The organism is Leucogemmata humicola, assembly GCF_055379415.1.
On record NZ_AP040875.1, the window covers coordinates 5,348,881 to 5,365,205 of the forward strand.

General features: G+C 64.3%; 11 protein-coding genes. 3 read left to right on the forward strand and 8 right to left on the reverse strand.

The features are described 5' to 3' along the window. Positions 1-3: 3 nt before the first annotated feature. Positions 4-2,673 carry an ABC transporter permease gene (locus AC6H4Z_RS22995; RefSeq protein ID WP_497544309.1) on the forward strand — a complete coding sequence of 890 codons (2,670 nt, stop codon included), beginning with the start codon at positions 4-6 and terminating at the stop codon, positions 2,671-2,673. A gap of 280 nt (positions 2,674-2,953) precedes the next feature. On the opposite strand, the gene AC6H4Z_RS23000 is transcribed toward AC6H4Z_RS22995, so the two are convergent. The 6 genes from AC6H4Z_RS23000 to AC6H4Z_RS23025 are packed head-to-tail and all read right to left on the reverse strand — an operon-like array spanning position 2,954 to position 11,491. Continuing rightward, positions 2,954-4,699 carry a hypothetical protein gene (locus AC6H4Z_RS23000; protein ID WP_497544310.1) on the reverse strand — a complete coding sequence of 582 codons (1,746 nt, stop codon included), beginning with the start codon at positions 4,697-4,699 and terminating at the stop codon, positions 2,954-2,956. Next, on the reverse strand, positions 4,696-6,777 hold the full coding sequence (locus tag AC6H4Z_RS23005) for a hypothetical protein (RefSeq protein ID WP_497544311.1): 2,082 nt from the start codon (positions 6,775-6,777) through the stop codon (positions 4,696-4,698). Before AC6H4Z_RS23005 ends, AC6H4Z_RS23000 begins: the two co-directional genes overlap by 4 nt. Then, the gene (locus tag AC6H4Z_RS23010) at positions 6,767-8,125 is read right to left on the reverse strand and encodes a BatA domain-containing protein (RefSeq protein WP_497544312.1); all 1,359 of its coding nucleotides are present in this window, start codon (positions 8,123-8,125) and stop codon (positions 6,767-6,769) included. Before AC6H4Z_RS23010 ends, AC6H4Z_RS23005 begins: the two co-directional genes overlap by 11 nt. After that, complete coding sequence (locus tag AC6H4Z_RS23015) at positions 8,122-9,042, reverse strand: DUF58 domain-containing protein (protein ID WP_497544313.1); 921 nt, start codon at positions 9,040-9,042, stop codon at positions 8,122-8,124. Before AC6H4Z_RS23015 ends, AC6H4Z_RS23010 begins: the two co-directional genes overlap by 4 nt. A gap of 21 nt (positions 9,043-9,063) precedes the next feature. Further along, positions 9,064-10,077, reverse strand: coding sequence for an AAA family ATPase (locus AC6H4Z_RS23020; RefSeq protein WP_497544314.1), 1,014 nt, complete (start codon positions 10,075-10,077; stop codon positions 9,064-9,066). A gap of 46 nt (positions 10,078-10,123) precedes the next feature. After that, positions 10,124-11,491, reverse strand: coding sequence for a sensor histidine kinase (locus AC6H4Z_RS23025; protein ID WP_497544315.1), 1,368 nt, complete (start codon positions 11,489-11,491; stop codon positions 10,124-10,126). A 226-nt stretch (positions 11,492-11,717) separates the two neighbouring features. Between AC6H4Z_RS23025 and AC6H4Z_RS23030 the strand changes: the two genes are divergently transcribed. Then, on the forward strand, positions 11,718-13,196 hold the full coding sequence (locus AC6H4Z_RS23030; protein WP_497544316.1) for an aminopeptidase P N-terminal domain-containing protein: 1,479 nt from the start codon (positions 11,718-11,720) through the stop codon (positions 13,194-13,196). Positions 13,197-13,250: 54 nt separating this feature from the next. Beyond that, positions 13,251-13,982, forward strand: coding sequence for a DUF8737 domain-containing protein (locus AC6H4Z_RS23035; protein ID WP_497544317.1), 732 nt, complete (start codon positions 13,251-13,253; stop codon positions 13,980-13,982). Here the strand turns inward: AC6H4Z_RS23035 and AC6H4Z_RS23040 are convergent. Together AC6H4Z_RS23040 and AC6H4Z_RS23045 are read right to left on the reverse strand one after the other, a co-directional pair. Beyond that, positions 13,979-14,365, reverse strand: a complete 387-nt coding sequence (locus AC6H4Z_RS23040) for a group II truncated hemoglobin (RefSeq protein WP_497547081.1) — start codon at positions 14,363-14,365, stop codon at positions 13,979-13,981. The two genes, AC6H4Z_RS23035 and AC6H4Z_RS23040, sit on opposite strands and share 4 nt — an antisense overlap. A gap of 153 nt (positions 14,366-14,518) precedes the next feature. Then, on the reverse strand, positions 14,519-16,315 hold the full coding sequence (locus AC6H4Z_RS23045; RefSeq protein WP_497544318.1) for a CocE/NonD family hydrolase: 1,797 nt from the start codon (positions 16,313-16,315) through the stop codon (positions 14,519-14,521). Between the last annotated feature and the right edge of the window lie 10 nt (positions 16,316-16,325).

Below are 16,325 nucleotides of genomic sequence, written 5' to 3' on the forward strand. Positions count from 1 at the left end.
CCAATGAGCCTCTCCGATCGACTGCCCGCCAGCGTTCGACGCCTGCTGCGACTTCCGCCGAGCTACGCGCGGCGCATGCAGGATCTCGACGAGGAGATTCGCTTTCATTTCGACGCGCACATCGCGCGGCTGCGATCGTCCGGAATGTCCGAGGACGACGCGCGCGCAGCGGCGATGCAGCGTTTTGGCGACACGGAGGATTTGCGTTCATACTGCGGCGCAATTGCGGCGCGTCGCGAACGAACACGGACAGTTGCGCGCTGGGCGGACGAGCTCGCGCAGGATGTGCACTACGCGATCCGACAGATCGCGCGCGCACCAATCTTCACCGCGACAGCCGCGCTCATCCTCGCACTCGGCATCGGTGCGAACACGGGCGTGTTCAGCATCGTCAATCACGCGCTCATCTCGCCGTTTCCGTTCGCTGACGGAAACCGCATGGTGGTGATCGTGTCGACGAGCGGCAACGGACGCGTCATAGTCCAGCCGGCCGAGAAGCTCGTTCGGGGATGGCGTGCACAATCCAGAGCCGTTCAGGACATCACCCTCTTCGAGGAATCGTCCTTCACACTCGGCGACAGCACGCGCGGTCAGCCGCAGCAAATCTCCGGTGCGGCGATTTCGCCCGCGATGCTGTCGTTCCTCGGCATGAAGCCGCTGCTCGGCCGCGGGATTCTCCCGAGCGACACGCTCGCCGATGCGCCACCGGTCGTGGTGATCGGCGCGGACCTCTGGCGTCGTGAGCTCGCCGAATCACGCGATGTACTCGGCCGAAAGATTGTCGTGAATGGAGTGCCGCACACGATCGTTGGCGTAGTGCCGGCGAGCTTCGTCATTCCATTCACCGATGCGCGCGACGTGTTCGTCGCAATGCACCATGGCAACCCGGGTCGCCTGGCCGGAATCGGAAAGCTCCGTCCCGACGTGACGATCGATCAGGCGAACGCTGAAGTCGCGACACTCTTTCCGCCGAAGAGTGAGCTGAACGTCTTTACCGATCCACCGATGGTGAAGCGCCAGCTCGACATGGTGAGTCACGATCGAAAGCAGATGATTCTTCTGCTCTTCGGAGCGGTCGGAATCGTTCTGCTCATCGCCTGCGCGAACGTCGCGAATCTGCTGCTCACGCGCTCGTGGGGAAGACAGCGCGAGTTCGCCGTGCGTGTCGCACTCGGCGCAGGACGCGAGCGCATCGTTCGTCAGGTGCTCACGGAGAGTGTGCTTCTCGCTGCAATCGGAGGCGTGCTCGGCATCGGCTTCGCGTATCTGGTGTTGAAGGGCGTGCGTGCTGCGATGCCCGGCGGCGCCAAGGACTTCAACGACGTGCAGATCGAGCAGGTCGTGCTTCTCTGGAGCGTTGCGATCTCTGCGATGACGGGCGTGCTGTTCGGCGTCGGTCCCGCGTTGGCCGCAGCGCGAGCGAATGCAAGCGAAGCGTTGAAGGCGAGTAGTCGCACGTCGACGGGCGGACGGTTCTCGCGCCGTGTACGCACGAGTCTCGTCGTCGGCGAAGTGGCGCTCTCGGTCGTGTTGCTCACCGGCGCGGGCTTGCTCGTACGCACGCTCATCGCGCTCGATCGTATCGACGTTGGCTTTGCACCTTCGGGCCTGTCGAGTGTTCGCTTGAATCTGCCGCCAACCGCAATCTCGGATTCGAGCGCGCGACAAGCGGCGTGGCTCGCGGTGCGCAGCAGCGTCGAGGCGATGCCAGGCGTTCGCGGAACCACGCTCTCGATGGCGTCGCCCGCGGACTTCAGTATCTCGCTCGGCGGAATGGAGGTCGAAGGACATCCGTCTGCTGGCGCCGACAGCTTGAGCACTTTCGCAATGAACGCGGTGTCGCCGGAGTACTTCGCGCTGACCGGCATTCCGCTCAAGCAGGGCCGCGGCTTTGCGCCGAGTTCAGCGATCACGACGAAGACGAACGAAGACGAAGTCATCGTCAATGAGTCGCTCGCCCGGCGACTGTGGCCGACGACGAATCCCATTGGCGCGCGCGTGCGACGTGGGTACGTTCGCGGCAATTGGAGTACGGTCGTCGGCGTCGTTGGCGATGTGCGTTTGCCGAGTCAGCAGAACGATCGGCTCAATCGCGATTTGCAGTTGTACCTTCGCAGCCCAAGCGCGCCAGGGTACACCACCCTTCTCGTTCGAGGTGATGTTCCACTGAGCGTGCTGAGCCCGGCCGTCACCAAGGTCGTTCGCGACGTGAATCCGGCCTTCAAGGTGACGTCGCCGCTCACGATGTCGGACAAGATGATCGCGTCGGGAATGGACACGCAGCGCTTTGTGCTCAGGCTCATTGGTGCGTTCGCGCTCTTCGCCGTGGTGCTGGCCGCGGTTGGTCTGCATGGCGTGATCGCGTACTCGGTGAATCAGCGCACGCAGGAGATTGGCGTGCGCATCGCGCTTGGCGCGGAAGGGAGCGACGTGGTTGGCCTCGTGTTCACGCAGGGTTTCCGTATTGCACTCGCGGGACTGGTCGTCGGCGTTGGTGGTGCGTTGGCGGCGACGCGTGTGCTGCGAACGTTCTTGTATAGTGTGGAACCCGGTGATCCTTTAACGTTGGCGACGGTGGGCCTGCTCCTGCTTGGCATTGCTGCCGTGGCGACCTATGCGCCTGCCAGGCGTGCGGCGCGTCTCGATCCGATTGCGGCGCTGCGGGCCGATTGAATGAACCGCAGAGGCCGCGGAGGACGCAGAGGAAACCATCAAGCGGTTGATTGACCACGAAGGTCACGAAGGTCACGAAGAAAAGAGACGTACGTGAACCCTTTGTTGGAACCACAGAGGACACGGAGGACACAGAGGACACAGTGTCGTTCTCTGCGTCCTCTGCGTCCTCTGTGGTCAAATGCAGTTGCAGTTGGATTGTCGCCGAGATCCGACGAGGCGCACCTGGTTTCCTTCGTGTGCTTCGTGTCCTTCGTGGTGCCCAAGCAGGAAGAATCCGCTACGGCAATCCTCGACGCCGCCGAATCCACCACTCCCCGCTCAGCGCTAACGCAAACGGCACGATCCACCATGCCGATCGCATCGGATGCCACGTCTCGAGACGCGGCGTCGGATGAATCGCATCGCTCAGCGCCGCGGGCAGTGACTTGATCTCCGAAGCCGGCAGCGCGCGACCGCCATGAGCATTCGCAAATACTGCCAATAGATCGCTCGCGTCAGGCATCGGATGCGCCACGTCGGCGCTCACGACAATCGGAGTCGTGCTCCGCGCGCCGCCGCTAGACACGACGAGATGATAGATCCCTGGCTGAGCGGCACGCACCGTTCCGCGGAATTGACCAGCGTTCGCTTCGGGCCAGAGCCGGACACTCTGCGGCGCCTGTCCTGGCTGCGCCGACTCGAGCGACGCCGACACACCCGCGCGAACCGGCCGCACACTCGACAGTGCCGCATCGCGCACCGAAACACTCACGTCGGCATCTTCGCCAGGCGCGATCGCCGAATGATCGGCCAGCACGTCGATCGGCAGCGGAGCGCTCATCGCGGGATCGGCAACAATCGTCTGCCAGAAACGGTCGAACGTCGACGCTGAGCGATCGCGAAAGCGCCATGCGTCGAGCGCGCCGCTCACCACGAGCTGCCCTGCCCCGACCGCCGAGCGCCACACGACCGGCCTGTCTCGCGCCGCGCGCGCAACGACCTCAGCCCCATCGGGCAGGCGCGTAGGCCACGCGATTTCCGACGAGCGCAGCGCCACACTATCGCCATTCGCCTCAGTGATCGTCGTCGCCTTGCCGCTGTCGGCGCTCCAACTCGCAACTTGCGTGAGACGATCGTCCGGTCCAGCTGCTCGCCGATCGAACAACAGCACCACACCGCCCCCGCGACGGCGCATGAACGCGTCGAGGCCAGCGACGTCATTCGCGGTCAACGCCTCCGGCGCGCCAACTACGACAGCATCGTATAGCTGAAGCGCGGCGAGATCGTCGAGGCGGCCCGGCGGATTGCCCGCGTCGGTGCTGACGTTGCGCGACGTGACGACTCGACTCGACACGACGAACCGCGCATCGCGCTCCAGCGCGCGACGCGCAAACGTCGACATCCAACTCGGTCGCGGATCGAAGAAAAGAACGGCCCAACGTCTATCTCGCACGTCAACCACGACGTCGGCAGTCGCCGGAGCGGCGCCGTTGATACGCGCGGAAACGCGCAGCGCGGCCGCGCCGACGGCAGTTGGCAGAAAGCCAAGCGTGAGCGAGACGCGCTCGTCGTCGCTGGCAATAGTTCGCGTTGCGCGATCGACGACGAGGTCGCCGCTATGGAGGGAAATATCGACGGCTCGGCCGCGGGCGCCTGTGACACGCGCGGTCATCGCGATCGGTGCGCGTGCGTTGGCCGGCGCCCACGCAGGTGCGCTGACTTGTGCGAGCGTTACCGACGGCGCCGAACGATCGGCGAGCACGACGAAGGTCGGCGATGCGACCGCGGTGGACGGCGGCGCCGAGTTGCCGGCGAGAACCGTTGCATCCGCATTCGGTACGATTGAGCGAACGACCGTGAACGACTTCGCGAGCGTACGCTCGACACGATCCGCGAGCGAGCCATCGGACCGCGCGCGCGCGATGACTGATACGACCGGCTTCGTGGTACGATTCGACGTGATCGCCGGATCGAGCAGCGCCGCGAGTGCGATCGCAATCGCAGCGGCGCGAAGCAGCATGGCGACGATCGGCGAGCGCATCACCGCGTACCGCCGGGATTGCGCAGAGCATCCGTCAGCGCGCCGTTCAGCCGACGCGGTTCGAGCGCTTCCGCATTCACCGGCGCGGCAAGCACGTCGCCCTTGAGCACGGCCGCGATGGCCGTCGCCGCGCGATCCAACTGGGCGTGCGCATCGTCGAGACGTGAGCGGCCAATCGCCCCGGCCGCCGAGTTGAGCATTTGCGCAACTTCTTGCAATGGCTTCGATGACGGGTCGACGCGCAACACATTCTCGGCGAGTAACGACGCGCGTCCGGATTCAGTTGGCGCTAGACGCGGCGTCCCTGCCAACTCCGCAATCGCCGCCAGTGCTCGGCGAAGCGCCGTGACGCGCACATCGATATCCGGCTCGGGCAACGGGCGCGTGTCGCGCGCCGCGTCGGTGAGCACACCGCTCATCCGGCGCGAAAGATCGAGCCGTTCGCGTTCGGTGAGCGCGCGCAGCAGAATGCGGCTACGCGAGAAGGCTTGCTCGAGCTGTTTGAGCGCCGCGCGTTCGTGCGTCAGCGCAGTGGTCAGGTCTACGTTCGTTAGCGCGGTCGACGCGCGGCTCATCGCGCGAATCGCACGCACCAACGCCATCCGACCCTGATTCGCCGAACGACCCGCGAGCAGATCGTCCTCGCCCTCGGCTTCTGCCTCTTCATTGAGGTTGTTGATGTCGCCGGTCGGATCGGGCGCATCCGCAAGCTCACCGCCCATCATGAACACGAACTCCGCGCGCACCTTTCGCTGTTCGCCCGCCAGATCCTGTGATTCGGCTTGATACGCGTCGGCAGCCATCGACGCTTTCTTCGCGGCGAGACGTTCCGTTTTGAGAATCACCATCTGCTGACTGACGGCGTAGCGCTCCTGCTCCGGATCGAGCGAGAAGCCGGGCGCGGCGTTGCCGCCCGGCGCGAGGATCTCGGCGATATACGAATCCGATTCCGTCGGCGCTGCGCCCGGGCGATGATCAGTCGCGATCGCGCGATACACGACCATGTCGCCGGCGTCGAGCGAAAGGCCGTCGAGGCGCCACTGTGCGCGTGCGGTCCACGTACGATCGTTTGCACGCGCGATCTGAATCGGAACGTCGCCCTCGCTGAAAGTGAAGCGCTCGCCCGACCCCGACACTTTGGTATAGCGGACCTTCAACGAGGCCAGACCGATGTCATCGCTCGCCTCAATCGCGAGATCGAGTGTGTGATGACCATCGGCGAACACGACATCTTTACCCGGCGCGCTGATGCGAACCTTCGGCGGCTCATCAGGCATCACGGTAAGGCCAATCAGCCGGCGAACTCCGACCTGACCCGACGCGGTACACGGCTCGATGGCGACATAACCATCGGCGTCGGCAACGAGCTCCGTCGAGAACGTGTTCGAGCCTTTCGCCACGAGCGTGTCGTGCGAGTGCAATGTCTCGACAACGATGCGCGCGGCGTGCGCATGGATCGTGAGACGGACGCGACTGCCAGCGAGCGCTTCGACGCGAGCTGGATCGCGCAGCGTCTGTTGCTGGCGCCCGGCATATGCTGGCGGCGCAACCGCGATGTCGACGCCGTCTACAGTCGCGACGCTTGCTGCTGCACCGCGCGACGGCAGGACGCTATCGCCATTGGCAACGCGCGTTATTGCGAAGGTCCAGAGCGCCACGGTTGCCGCGAGCGCCACGACCGTGTTTCTCGCCGGAAAGAGCGTGGCGGGATCGAGACTGCGCGTCAGCTTCGCCGCGCGATCATAAATAAGTGTGGCAATCGGTTCGCCGACGGATACGCCGGGACGCATCTCTGTCGCGGTGACGAGCAGGTTGCGACACTGCGGAGCGCGCTCCTCCACGATCTGAGCAACCTGCTCCTGTCCTCGACGTGCACTCGCGATTCGCGTAGCGACGCCGATTGCCGCGAGCACGCCGCCGATCAGCAGCGCTTGCCCGAGTGCGTCGGGGCGCGAACGCACAATGGCGATGATGAGCGCGGTGGCGAACCCGATCGACGCGCCTTCGGCAGCCGACAGCCAGGTGAGTCGGCGGCGAACGCGATCGAGGAAGGCGCGAAGCGCCGCGGCGTCAGGCTGCACGATCGCGCACTCGTTCTTGGACGGCCACTTCGCGCTTTGCGCGACGCATCCATGTCTCGACGCCGAGCAGTACGAGCACGGCAATCCAAAGCCACCGGCCGTCGGATTGCGTGTTTGCCGACGAGCGTGTCGCGCTGGTCGCCGCGGGTGCACGTTGCCACGGAGCGAGCGTTGCGTCGGAGAGCGACGCGGGCTCGAATTCGGAGAGTGGAGCGGCACGCGACATCGATTGCCTGACTGCTGCAATGAGCGACGCCGTGGTCATGCTGCCCGCGTCAGCCGATGAAAAGAGTAGCAGTCGTGCGCGGCCGTCGAGAGAATCCTGTGCAGCGACAACGACGGAACGTCCGCCGCCGTCGCGTGTGACCGCGATGCCCTTTGTACTATCCGCACCGAGTGGAGCAGCACTTGTTGCGGCCTGTTGTAGATCAGTATTCGAGCGCAGGCGCGCGATCACGTCGATCATCCACGGTTGCGACGGCCGCGATGCTCGCCGAACCCAGTCTGCGCGCTGCTCGAACTGCGGCGCGACGATGGCGATGTCGCGCGCGTGCAATGTATCAGTCGGAAGCCGGACGCCCACGCTTCGTGCGGCTTTGACGGCGGCGGCCATGCGAGTTCGCTCATTCGCCCCAGCGAACACCGCGATCGAGTCGGTCACATTGCGCCCGTTCGACGCCCACTCAGCGTCGGTTCGATCCGCCGATGGCGTGATGCGCACGACGGCCTCGCCTCCATTGAGGCCCGTTGCTTCGTCGAGCGACGCCGTCTGGACAGCATCGACTCGAATCAACCGAACACCGATAGCAGCCGGGATCGCGGCGAGCATCGCCGAATCGACGGCCCCGACTTGGAAATCGGAAACGATCGCCAACTCTCCGCGGCCGGCCTGGCGTCCAATCCACGCCACCGCGCCAGCGATTGCGCTCGATGGATTCGCCGTCTCGATGACGGAGCTGTTTGGTGCCTCGCTCGTCAGACGTGTCGCTTCGCGGCGCGCAGCGTCGCTCGCCCGCTCGCCCGAAGCGCCGGAGCGCGCCATGCTCGCACTCGTGTCGACGATGATTGCCCGTGAGAGCGCGGCGTCGAGCGCGCGCGTGCGATTGGCCGTGAGCCACAGTGGCTGCGCCAGCGCTGCCACCGCAATCGCGAGAATCGCCGCACGAACTACGAGGAGCAGTACATCGTGAATGCGCGTGCGTCGCGTGGGCAGCAGTCGCGACGCATCGAGAAAGCGAAGGGTGGGAAAGGGCTGCACCCGCGCGTGGCCGCGACCCAGCAAATGGATGAGAATCGGCAGCGCGATCGCGCCGAGTCCGAGCCAGGCCCACGGGTTCTGCCAGATCACTTGCTCACCGCGCGCGGCGCGTGACCATGCTCGTGGCCGCGACTGCGCTTGAGCAGATAATTGCGCAGCGCAACTTCAGGCGGCGTGTCGGTCGACATCAGCGCATAATCGATCCCGTCGCGCAACGCCTGCGTGCGGCAGCGATCGAGGAAATCGTTCATCGCCGCTGCGTAGCGAGCGCCATCGGTGGCTGCGTCGATCAGGCGACGCTCGCCCGACTCGAGATCCTCGAGTTCGACGTGATCGGTGTAGCCGAAGTTTACCTCAGCGGGCGACAGAATTTGGAGCATCGCCACGTCATGGCCATGCTGCGCGACGTGTCGCATCTCGCGGCGCATGGCGTCTTCGTTGTCATAGAAATCTGAAATGACGATGACGACGCCGCGCCGCTGCAACAGATGCGCGCCACGGGAAATCACCCGCGCAGGATCCCACGCGCCGGCTGGTGCTAACCGATCGATTCGGGACAACAACGATCGCAGGTGCTGACGACCGCCGCGCGCGGGAATGTACGAGAGCTTGTCCCGCTCCATGGTCATGAGGCCGACAGCATGACCCTGTTCCGACACCAGGTGCGACAGCGCCGCGGCCGCGATCTGCCCATACCGAAACTTTGATACGCCGGTCGGCGGAAACGCCATCGACGCGCTCGTGTCGAGCGCGATCATCACCGAGAGATTCGTCGTTTCGCGAAACTGACGCGTGTACAGGCGATCGCTGCGCGCGTACAGCTTCCAGTCGAGATACTTGAGATCGTCGCCGGCGCGATACGGCCGATGCTGGCGAAACTCGGTTGTATAGCCGTGGAATGGACTGCGATGCCCGCCCGTGCGAAGTCCTTCGACGACCAGTCGTGCCGCGAGCTCCAGATCGGTGATCGCCGCAACGACGGTCGGAGACAGCGCGGACGAAGTCATCGAACTACTCGCGGCGCGGCGCTACGGCCGGACAGCGGCGAGCAGCTTCCGAATCACGTCGTCGGGCGTGACACCATCTGCTTCAGCCTGAAAATTCACCAGCATACGATGCCGAAGCACCGGCAGCGCAACACTCGTGACGTCGTCGGGCGACGGCACGGTGCGACCATCGAGCAACGCCGCAGCTTTTGCGCCGAGGATGAGTGCTTGTCCGGCGCGCGGGCCGACGCCCCAGCGAATCCATTCCTTCACAGGCTGCGGCGCAGTCGGATCGGCCGGACGCGTCGCACGAATGAGACGCAGTGCGTAGTCGACGATATTCGCCGCCGCGGGAAGCTCGCGCACCAACACTCGCGCCGCTTCGAGCTCCGCACCCGTCGTCACATGCTTCGCCGCGCGATCGGCGCTCGTCGTCGTCTCGGCGAGAATGCGTCGCTCGTCGGTCGCGTCCGGATATTCGATCACGACGTTGAACATGAAGCGATCGAGCTGCGCTTCGGGCAACGGATACGTACCTTCTTGTTCGATCGGATTCTCGGTCGCGAGCACGAAGAGCGGGCGTTCGAGTCCGTACCGAACGCCGCCGACCGTCACCTGATACTCCTGCATCGCCTCGAGCAGCGCAGCCTGCGTGCGCGGCGGCGTGCGGTTGATCTCGTCGGCGAGAATGATGTTCGCGAAGACGGGACCGGGAATGAAGCGCACGTGTCGTTTGCCAGCGGCCGCGTCATCCTCGATCACCTCTGTGCCGAGGATGTCGGACGGCATGAGGTCGGGCGTGAACTGAATGCGACTGAACTTGAGATTGACCGCGTCGGCGAGCGTCTTGATCAACAGAGTTTTCGCCAGACCGGGCACGCCGCGGAGCAAACAGTGTCCGCCGGCAAAGAGGCAGGTCAAAATCTCGCGCCGCACCTGCTGCTGGCCGATGATGACGCGACCGATCTCGTCATCGAGGCGCGCTACGAGGCCGGCGGCTTCGTCAAAAGGGAGCAACGCGGTACGGGGTGAGGCGGGAGCAAGCTGAGTCGTCATGTCTGCACAAGGTATTTGGGTGCAGGCACACGGGCCAGCGCGCCGCTCAGGTCAACTGCGATCGCTCGTGACCGAAGTCGCGGCCCGATCCCGCTTGGTCCGGCGGACCCGCAGCGGAACCGTGTGCGCTGGAGTCGGCGGGGAGCGTAAAGCAGAAGACTGCCCCCGAGCGCTCGTCGGTTTCGGCCCAGAGGCGTCCACCGTGCGCCTCGATGATCGACCGACTGATCGACAAGCCCCAGCCCATGCCATCGGGCTTGGTCGTGTACGATGCGCTGAACAAACGCGCGCGGTCCACGTTGCCGAGGCCGATCCCGGAATCGGTCACGGTCAACTTGGCCGAACCTGACGCGTCGCGTTCGGCGGCGATGGCCAGGTTGCGCGGCAACTCGGCGTCCATGTCCTCCATCGCCTGAATGCTGTTGCTGATCAGGTTGAGGATGACCTGGCGCAGCTGAACACGATCCGCGCGGACATTCGGCAAATCGGGCTCGAATCGCAGGTCCATCGTGACGTGTTTCGCGCGAATGGTCGAGTGGACCATGACGCAGACTTCGTTCACGACGTCGGTGAGCTTGAGCGGCGCCTTCTCGAGGTCCTCTTTGCTGAAGAGGTGTCGCGTGGAGTGGATCACTTCGCGTGCGAGCTTGCCGGACTGCAGGACGTCGTCGAGGCCCTCGCGAACCTCGCCGTAGTCGATCATGGGGCGATCGAGCATACGGAGACACGCATGTGAATTGGCGATGATCGCGGTGAGCGGTTGTGCCAGTTCGTGCGCGATCGATCCGGCAAATTCCCCGAGCGTGGCCATACGCGACGCGCGCAGCAACTCGGCGTTGGCGCGATCGAGCGCCTGCATGGCGCGCTTTCGATCGGTGATGTCGCGAACGATACTCATGAATCGATCGGTCTCGTATTTGACGAGCCGCGCCTCGTACTGCCGCACATCGCCGTTCGGAATCGGCACCTCGTATTCGACGAGCACGAGTTCCTCGCCGTTGAAGACCCGCTCGACGCCGGCGAACATCGCGGCGGCGATCGGCGGCGGCAGAATCTCACCCATGTTCTTGCCGAGGAAGAACGACGGGGGAGCCAGGAGGATGCTTTCATCGCGCGCGTGATAGTCGAGAAACTCGCCGTCGCGCGCCTGCACGAACATGAAGTCGGGAATGGCGCGCAAGATGGCCCGGTTGCGCGCTTCCGTTTCGCGATTGCGAGCGCGGCTCGCGAGAAGTGCGACGATCAGAACGGCCTGCGCTCCGAGGAGGAACGCGGCGCCGACCATGTAGGCCTTGTGCCAGCCGAATTGGCTATCGCCCGCAGCAGTAGTTTGGGCGTGAACGATCGCAGGAACGAGCCACAACGCGAGCAGTAGCCGCGGGAAACGCGGCTTCGCCCTCATCTCTCGGATCATCCATCCTCTCGGTTCCCCGTTGCTTGCGCATCCAACCGGCTCCGGCGGATCACGCGGTAATCCTGCACTCAGGATGAACGGGACGCCAGACCAAGTCGAACGACGTGACAATGGTCACTGCGCGTTCCAACAACCTTTCGTCGCGCCCGCGAGCTCGAGCATTGCGCTACCTCCGAAGCCGCTTTCAGTTTCGACCGTCGTAAGACCCCGGACCTTCGGAGCGGCGATGGCGATCGTCAGACACGTGGTGGCTGGACTGTTCGCGCTCGCGTCGTTCGCTGGCGCGCAGGTCGACACGATGGTTCCGGCATCCGCCTACGCTGCGCGTCGCGCCAAACTCGTCGAGCTCGTTGGTTCTGGCGCGGTCATCGTGAACGGACGAAACCTGGTCGGACAGCACGAGCTGCCGAGACAGGATGCAAACTTCTGGTATCTCACGGGCGTCGAGTCGCCCTATGCGATTCTCGTGATCGCGCGCGACACACGCCGAGGCGCGCCCGCCGGAGCAACACGCTCGGCGCTCTTTCTCCCGGACACTTTCGAGTTCGCCGGCGCGCAAATGCCAATGATCGACTCTGGCTTCCGACGCGCGTCGTGGAATACCCCGCGTCATCGGCTGGCACCCGGCCGCGGCGCGGCGCAACTGACAGGCATTCCGGAGACCTATCCCCTCCGTGAGTTCACGCAGCGAGTTCGCGAAATCGTCGCCGACGCGCCGGTGATCTTCCTGCCGCGCACGACGGACTCACTCTACGCACCTCCAGGACTCACGCGCGCGACGTCCGCCGAGGAACAGGCATGGCGAGCGGAAGCTGCGCTGTTTCCGGGGCGTCGCATCAACGACGTCACGCCACTCATAAGGAAGTTGCGGCTCGTCAAAGATCAGTATGAGATCGTGGCGCTGCGCCAGGCCGCGCAAATCAGCGCGCAGTCGATGTTGACGCTGATGCGCCACGTCAAACCCGGCATGAACGACCTCGAAGCCGCCGGAATTCTCGAGGCCGAATGGAAACGACTCGGCGCCCAGCGCGCGGCGTTCGCACCGATCATTTCCAGCGGTCCAAACGCGATGACCTTCTTTTCGCTCGCCGGCGAACGCTACGACGCTGTGGGTCGCGTCATGAAGGCGGGCGATCTGCTGTTCAACGACTACGGCGCCGCGGAAGTTCGGCGATACGCCAGCGACATCTGTCGAACGATTCCCGTTTCGGGCGTGTTCAGCGCCGAGCAGCGGAAGTACTACGACATCGTTCTCGAAGCGCAGGAGGCGGCGATCGCCGCCATCAAGCCGGGAGTGATGATGGTGGACGTCATCAAAGCAGCGGCGGCGGTATTTCGTGCGCACGACCTCGAGCGGTATGAGAACGTCGCGACGATGGGCTCATACAAGGTCTGGGGTATCATGCCGTCGCCCACGCACTATCTCGCGCGCAACGGCGGAATCACTAGCTACACGCGCTTCGGCGGTGGCGTGCGCGACATCGGCCATCACGTTGGTCTCGACGCCACTGACAGTCGCGATTGGACTGGCCCACTCGCGGCGGGAATGGTGGTCACGGTCGAGCCGAAGATGTACATCCCCGAGAAGAACATCGCGATCATGATCGAAGACATGATTCTGGTGACGCCGAACGGTCATGAGAATCTGTCCGTGCTCGCCCCGAAGAAGGCCGTGGAGATCGAGCGCGTCATGCGGTCACGATAGTGCTGGGCATTGCTTGATCCTGTAGACTCTCATCGACTCGATCTGAGGCACGCCATGTCAGACGCGACTGTCATTCCCGATGGCTCGCCAGGGCTCCGCGTTGGATTCGTACTTCTCACGCTGGTACTCTGGGTGTTCTTCGTCCGCGCAGTCTATTGGTCGTCGTTGCGCACACGCTCGGACAAGGACGTCGCGATGCGCCGCGCAACTATCGCGGCCTTTGGTGCAGGCGCGTGGATTGCGCTGACTGGCCTCGCCGCCGCGCGCGGCGCGCTCCATTTTTCGCCGCCGCCCACGATGGGAATCGTCCTTGGACTGTCGGTCGTGTTGGCCATCGTTCTAGCGATGTCTCCCGTCGGCAGACGCATCGCGGTCGGCGTTCCCGTGGCGGCGTTGGTTGGGTATCAGAGTTTTCGTATCATCGTCGAGCTGCTCCTGCATCGAGCATATCTCGAAGGGCTGATGCCCGTGCAGATGAGCTACTCGGGGCGCAACTTTGACATCATTACCGGGATCACGGCGCTCGCGCTTGGCGCATGGCTCTCGACCGGCCGCTGGTCACGCAAGCTCGTCTTCGCGTGGAACACCCTTGGCCTCGCGCTCTTGGCGAACATTCTGATCGTTGCGCTGCTGTCGGCACCGACGCCGCTGCGCGTGTTCATGAATGAGCCGGCGAACGCGTGGATCACGCGCGCTCCGTGGGTCTGGCTTCCGACCGTGATGGTCTCCGCCGCGCTGTTCGGACACATCGCGGTATATCGACGGCTCGCCGCGCCGGCGCTCTAGTCGGGCGTATTCCGCATGTGATCGGCGAGCCCGTGAAGCTTTTCGCGGAGTGATTCGCGAAGGTCGGCGGGCATCTCCTGCTCGTTCAACGCCTGATCCATGCACCAGAGCCATTCGTCGCGCTCGCGCGACGAGATCGTGAACGGGAGATGGCGCGCGCGAAGCCGGGGATGGCCGTTTCGCTCGACGTACGTCTGCGGTCCGCCGGTCCACATCATTAGATAGAGGTGGAGCTTGTCGCGCGACGCTTTGAGCGTCGCCGCGTGTAGGCGCCGAACGGTCGCCGCTTCGGGCGCCGAGTCCATCAGGTCGTAGAAACGGTCGACGAGCTGGCGAATGCCCGCCTCGCCGCCAATGAGGTCGAATGGGGTAGACACCCCTATAAGGTAGGGGGAGGGAGAGGTCACAGGTCTCTGGTCTCTGGTCTCGAGGTCACTGGTCCGAGGTCACCGGTCCCAGGTTTCGCAGTTGCCCTGAGACCTCAGACCAGTGACCTGTGACCTGTAACTGACCAGAGACCAGAGACCCTATGACCTCTAGGGCGTTACGGCGGGCACGATCGGCAACACGATCGCCGACGCATGTCCCGCCGAATGCAGAATCGTCTGGTTCGCAACGCGGATGTCCTGCTCCGTCTCCTCGGCCGCCGGCTTGCCCGAGTTCAGATTCCGCGCGAAACGCGGGAAGTTGCTGCTCGTGATGTGCACACGGATTCGATGACCTTTCTTGAACTGGTTGCTCGTGCCCCAGAGCTTGATCGTCACCGGGTATTCCTTGTTCGGCGTGAGCAGCGTCGGCTTCTCCTGCGACTCACGAAAGCGCGTGCGCACCTCACCCTCGGCGATCGCGATCGACTTTCCGTCGGGGTACACGTCGGACAGCGTCGCGAAGAAGTCGGTGTCGGTGACGTCGGTCGAGAACTGAAGCTGCACTTCGACCATGCCTGTCACCTCCGTGTCTTCCGTAAGCACCGGCGTGGAGTACACGAGCACGTCGGGCCGCTGCTCGGTCACCTTCTGATCGAGCGGGCCAAGCGCAGCGTAGCCGTAGTCGCAGCAGCCATGGCCGCCATACGTCGGCACCGGGTTGCGAGGATCGTAGCGGAACTTGTCGGGCGGCTCGTTCGCCGGCGCTTCGGTGCTGAGCGTGCCGTCGCCAAAGCGTGAATTCGCCCAGCCATTGCTATGGAAGTAGTACTTCGTCGCCTTCGCCCGAGCGAGCGGCCATTCCTGCTCGTCGCGCCACTTGTTGAGGCCCATGACGAAGATCTTCACCGGCGCTTCCTTCTCGACGCCGTTCTGCGTCCCCTTCAATAGATAGTCGAACCAGCGCGTCGACATCGTCTGGAAGTCGATCTTCACGTCGGGACCGAAGTTCACGTCGCCGAAATTCCAATCGCCATCGGGGAAGCGCGGCACGCCGTGCCCCCACGGCCCAATGAGCAGACGCTGCCACTTCTTGGCGTTGTCCGTCTTTGAGTGATTGCTCATCCCGATGAAGTTGGTCTGCGTCTCCATGCTGAGATCGTCGAACCAACCGGTAACGTGCAGCGCCGGCACGTCCATTTCGGGATACTTGTCCCGAATGCTCATCGCCTTCCAGAACGCATCGTGCGAGTCGTGCGAAATGACGTCGGCGAGGAACTGCGACCGAACGGCGCCGGTCATGTCGGGGATCGACTTGAGCGGCAGCACCCACGCGAGCTTGTTCCAATCCGCGACCGGCTCCGGCTTGCCCTCGGCGATCGCTTCCTGCTGCGCGGCCCACTTGGGTCCGAACGCGAGATGGAAGATGCCGTCGCTCGCCCAAACACTTCCATAGTTATCCGACTGAGCCGAGACCGGGATGAGCGCCTTCACATATTCGCTGCGATACTGCGCCGGAGCGACCTGAGTGTAGGCGGGATACGACGTGCCGAACATGCCGATCTTGCCGTTGCTCCACGGCTGATGGCCGATCCACTGCTGGATGTCGTAGCCATCCTGCGCCTCATGGATGTACGGCTCCCACTTTCCCTTCGACGCGCGAAGTCCGCGCGAGTCCACGGCGACAACGGCGTAGCCCTTCGCGAGCTGCGCTGCCGCGCCGCGCCCCGACCCATTCTTTCCGTACGGCGTGATCGTGAGCAGCACGGGGAATGGCCCCTGCCCCGGCGGCAAATAAATGTCTGCGCCGAGCTGCGTGCCGTCGCGCACGGGAATGCCGACGTTCGCTTGCGACGGAGGAGTTGCAGGCGCGCCGCCACGGCCCTGCGCCGCAGCAACCGGTGCGATCGCCAGGAGTCCGGCGAATGCGGAGGCGAGCGATTGATGAATGAGGCGTCGACGGTCCATTGTCATACTC

Bases quoted from the DNA above. Each gene is read 5' to 3' on its own strand.
- AC6H4Z_RS22995 (WP_497544309.1), top strand. From the start codon at position 4: ATGAGCCTCTCCGATCGACTGCCCGCCAGCGTTCGACGCCTGCTGCGA.
- AC6H4Z_RS23015 (WP_497544313.1), bottom strand. From the start codon at position 9,042: ATGACTTCGTCCGCGCTGTCTCCGACCGTCGTTGCGGCGATCACCGAT.
- AC6H4Z_RS23020 (WP_497544314.1), bottom strand. From the start codon at position 10,077: ATGACGACTCAGCTTGCTCCCGCCTCACCCCGTACCGCGTTGCTCCCT.
- AC6H4Z_RS23025 (WP_497544315.1), bottom strand. From the start codon at position 11,491: ATGATCCGAGAGATGAGGGCGAAGCCGCGTTTCCCGCGGCTACTGCTC.
- AC6H4Z_RS23030 (WP_497544316.1), top strand. From the start codon at position 11,718: ATGGCGATCGTCAGACACGTGGTGGCTGGACTGTTCGCGCTCGCGTCG.
- AC6H4Z_RS23035 (WP_497544317.1), top strand. From the start codon at position 13,251: ATGTCAGACGCGACTGTCATTCCCGATGGCTCGCCAGGGCTCCGCGTT.
- AC6H4Z_RS23045 (WP_497544318.1), bottom strand. From the start codon at position 16,315: ATGGACCGTCGACGCCTCATTCATCAATCGCTCGCCTCCGCATTCGCC.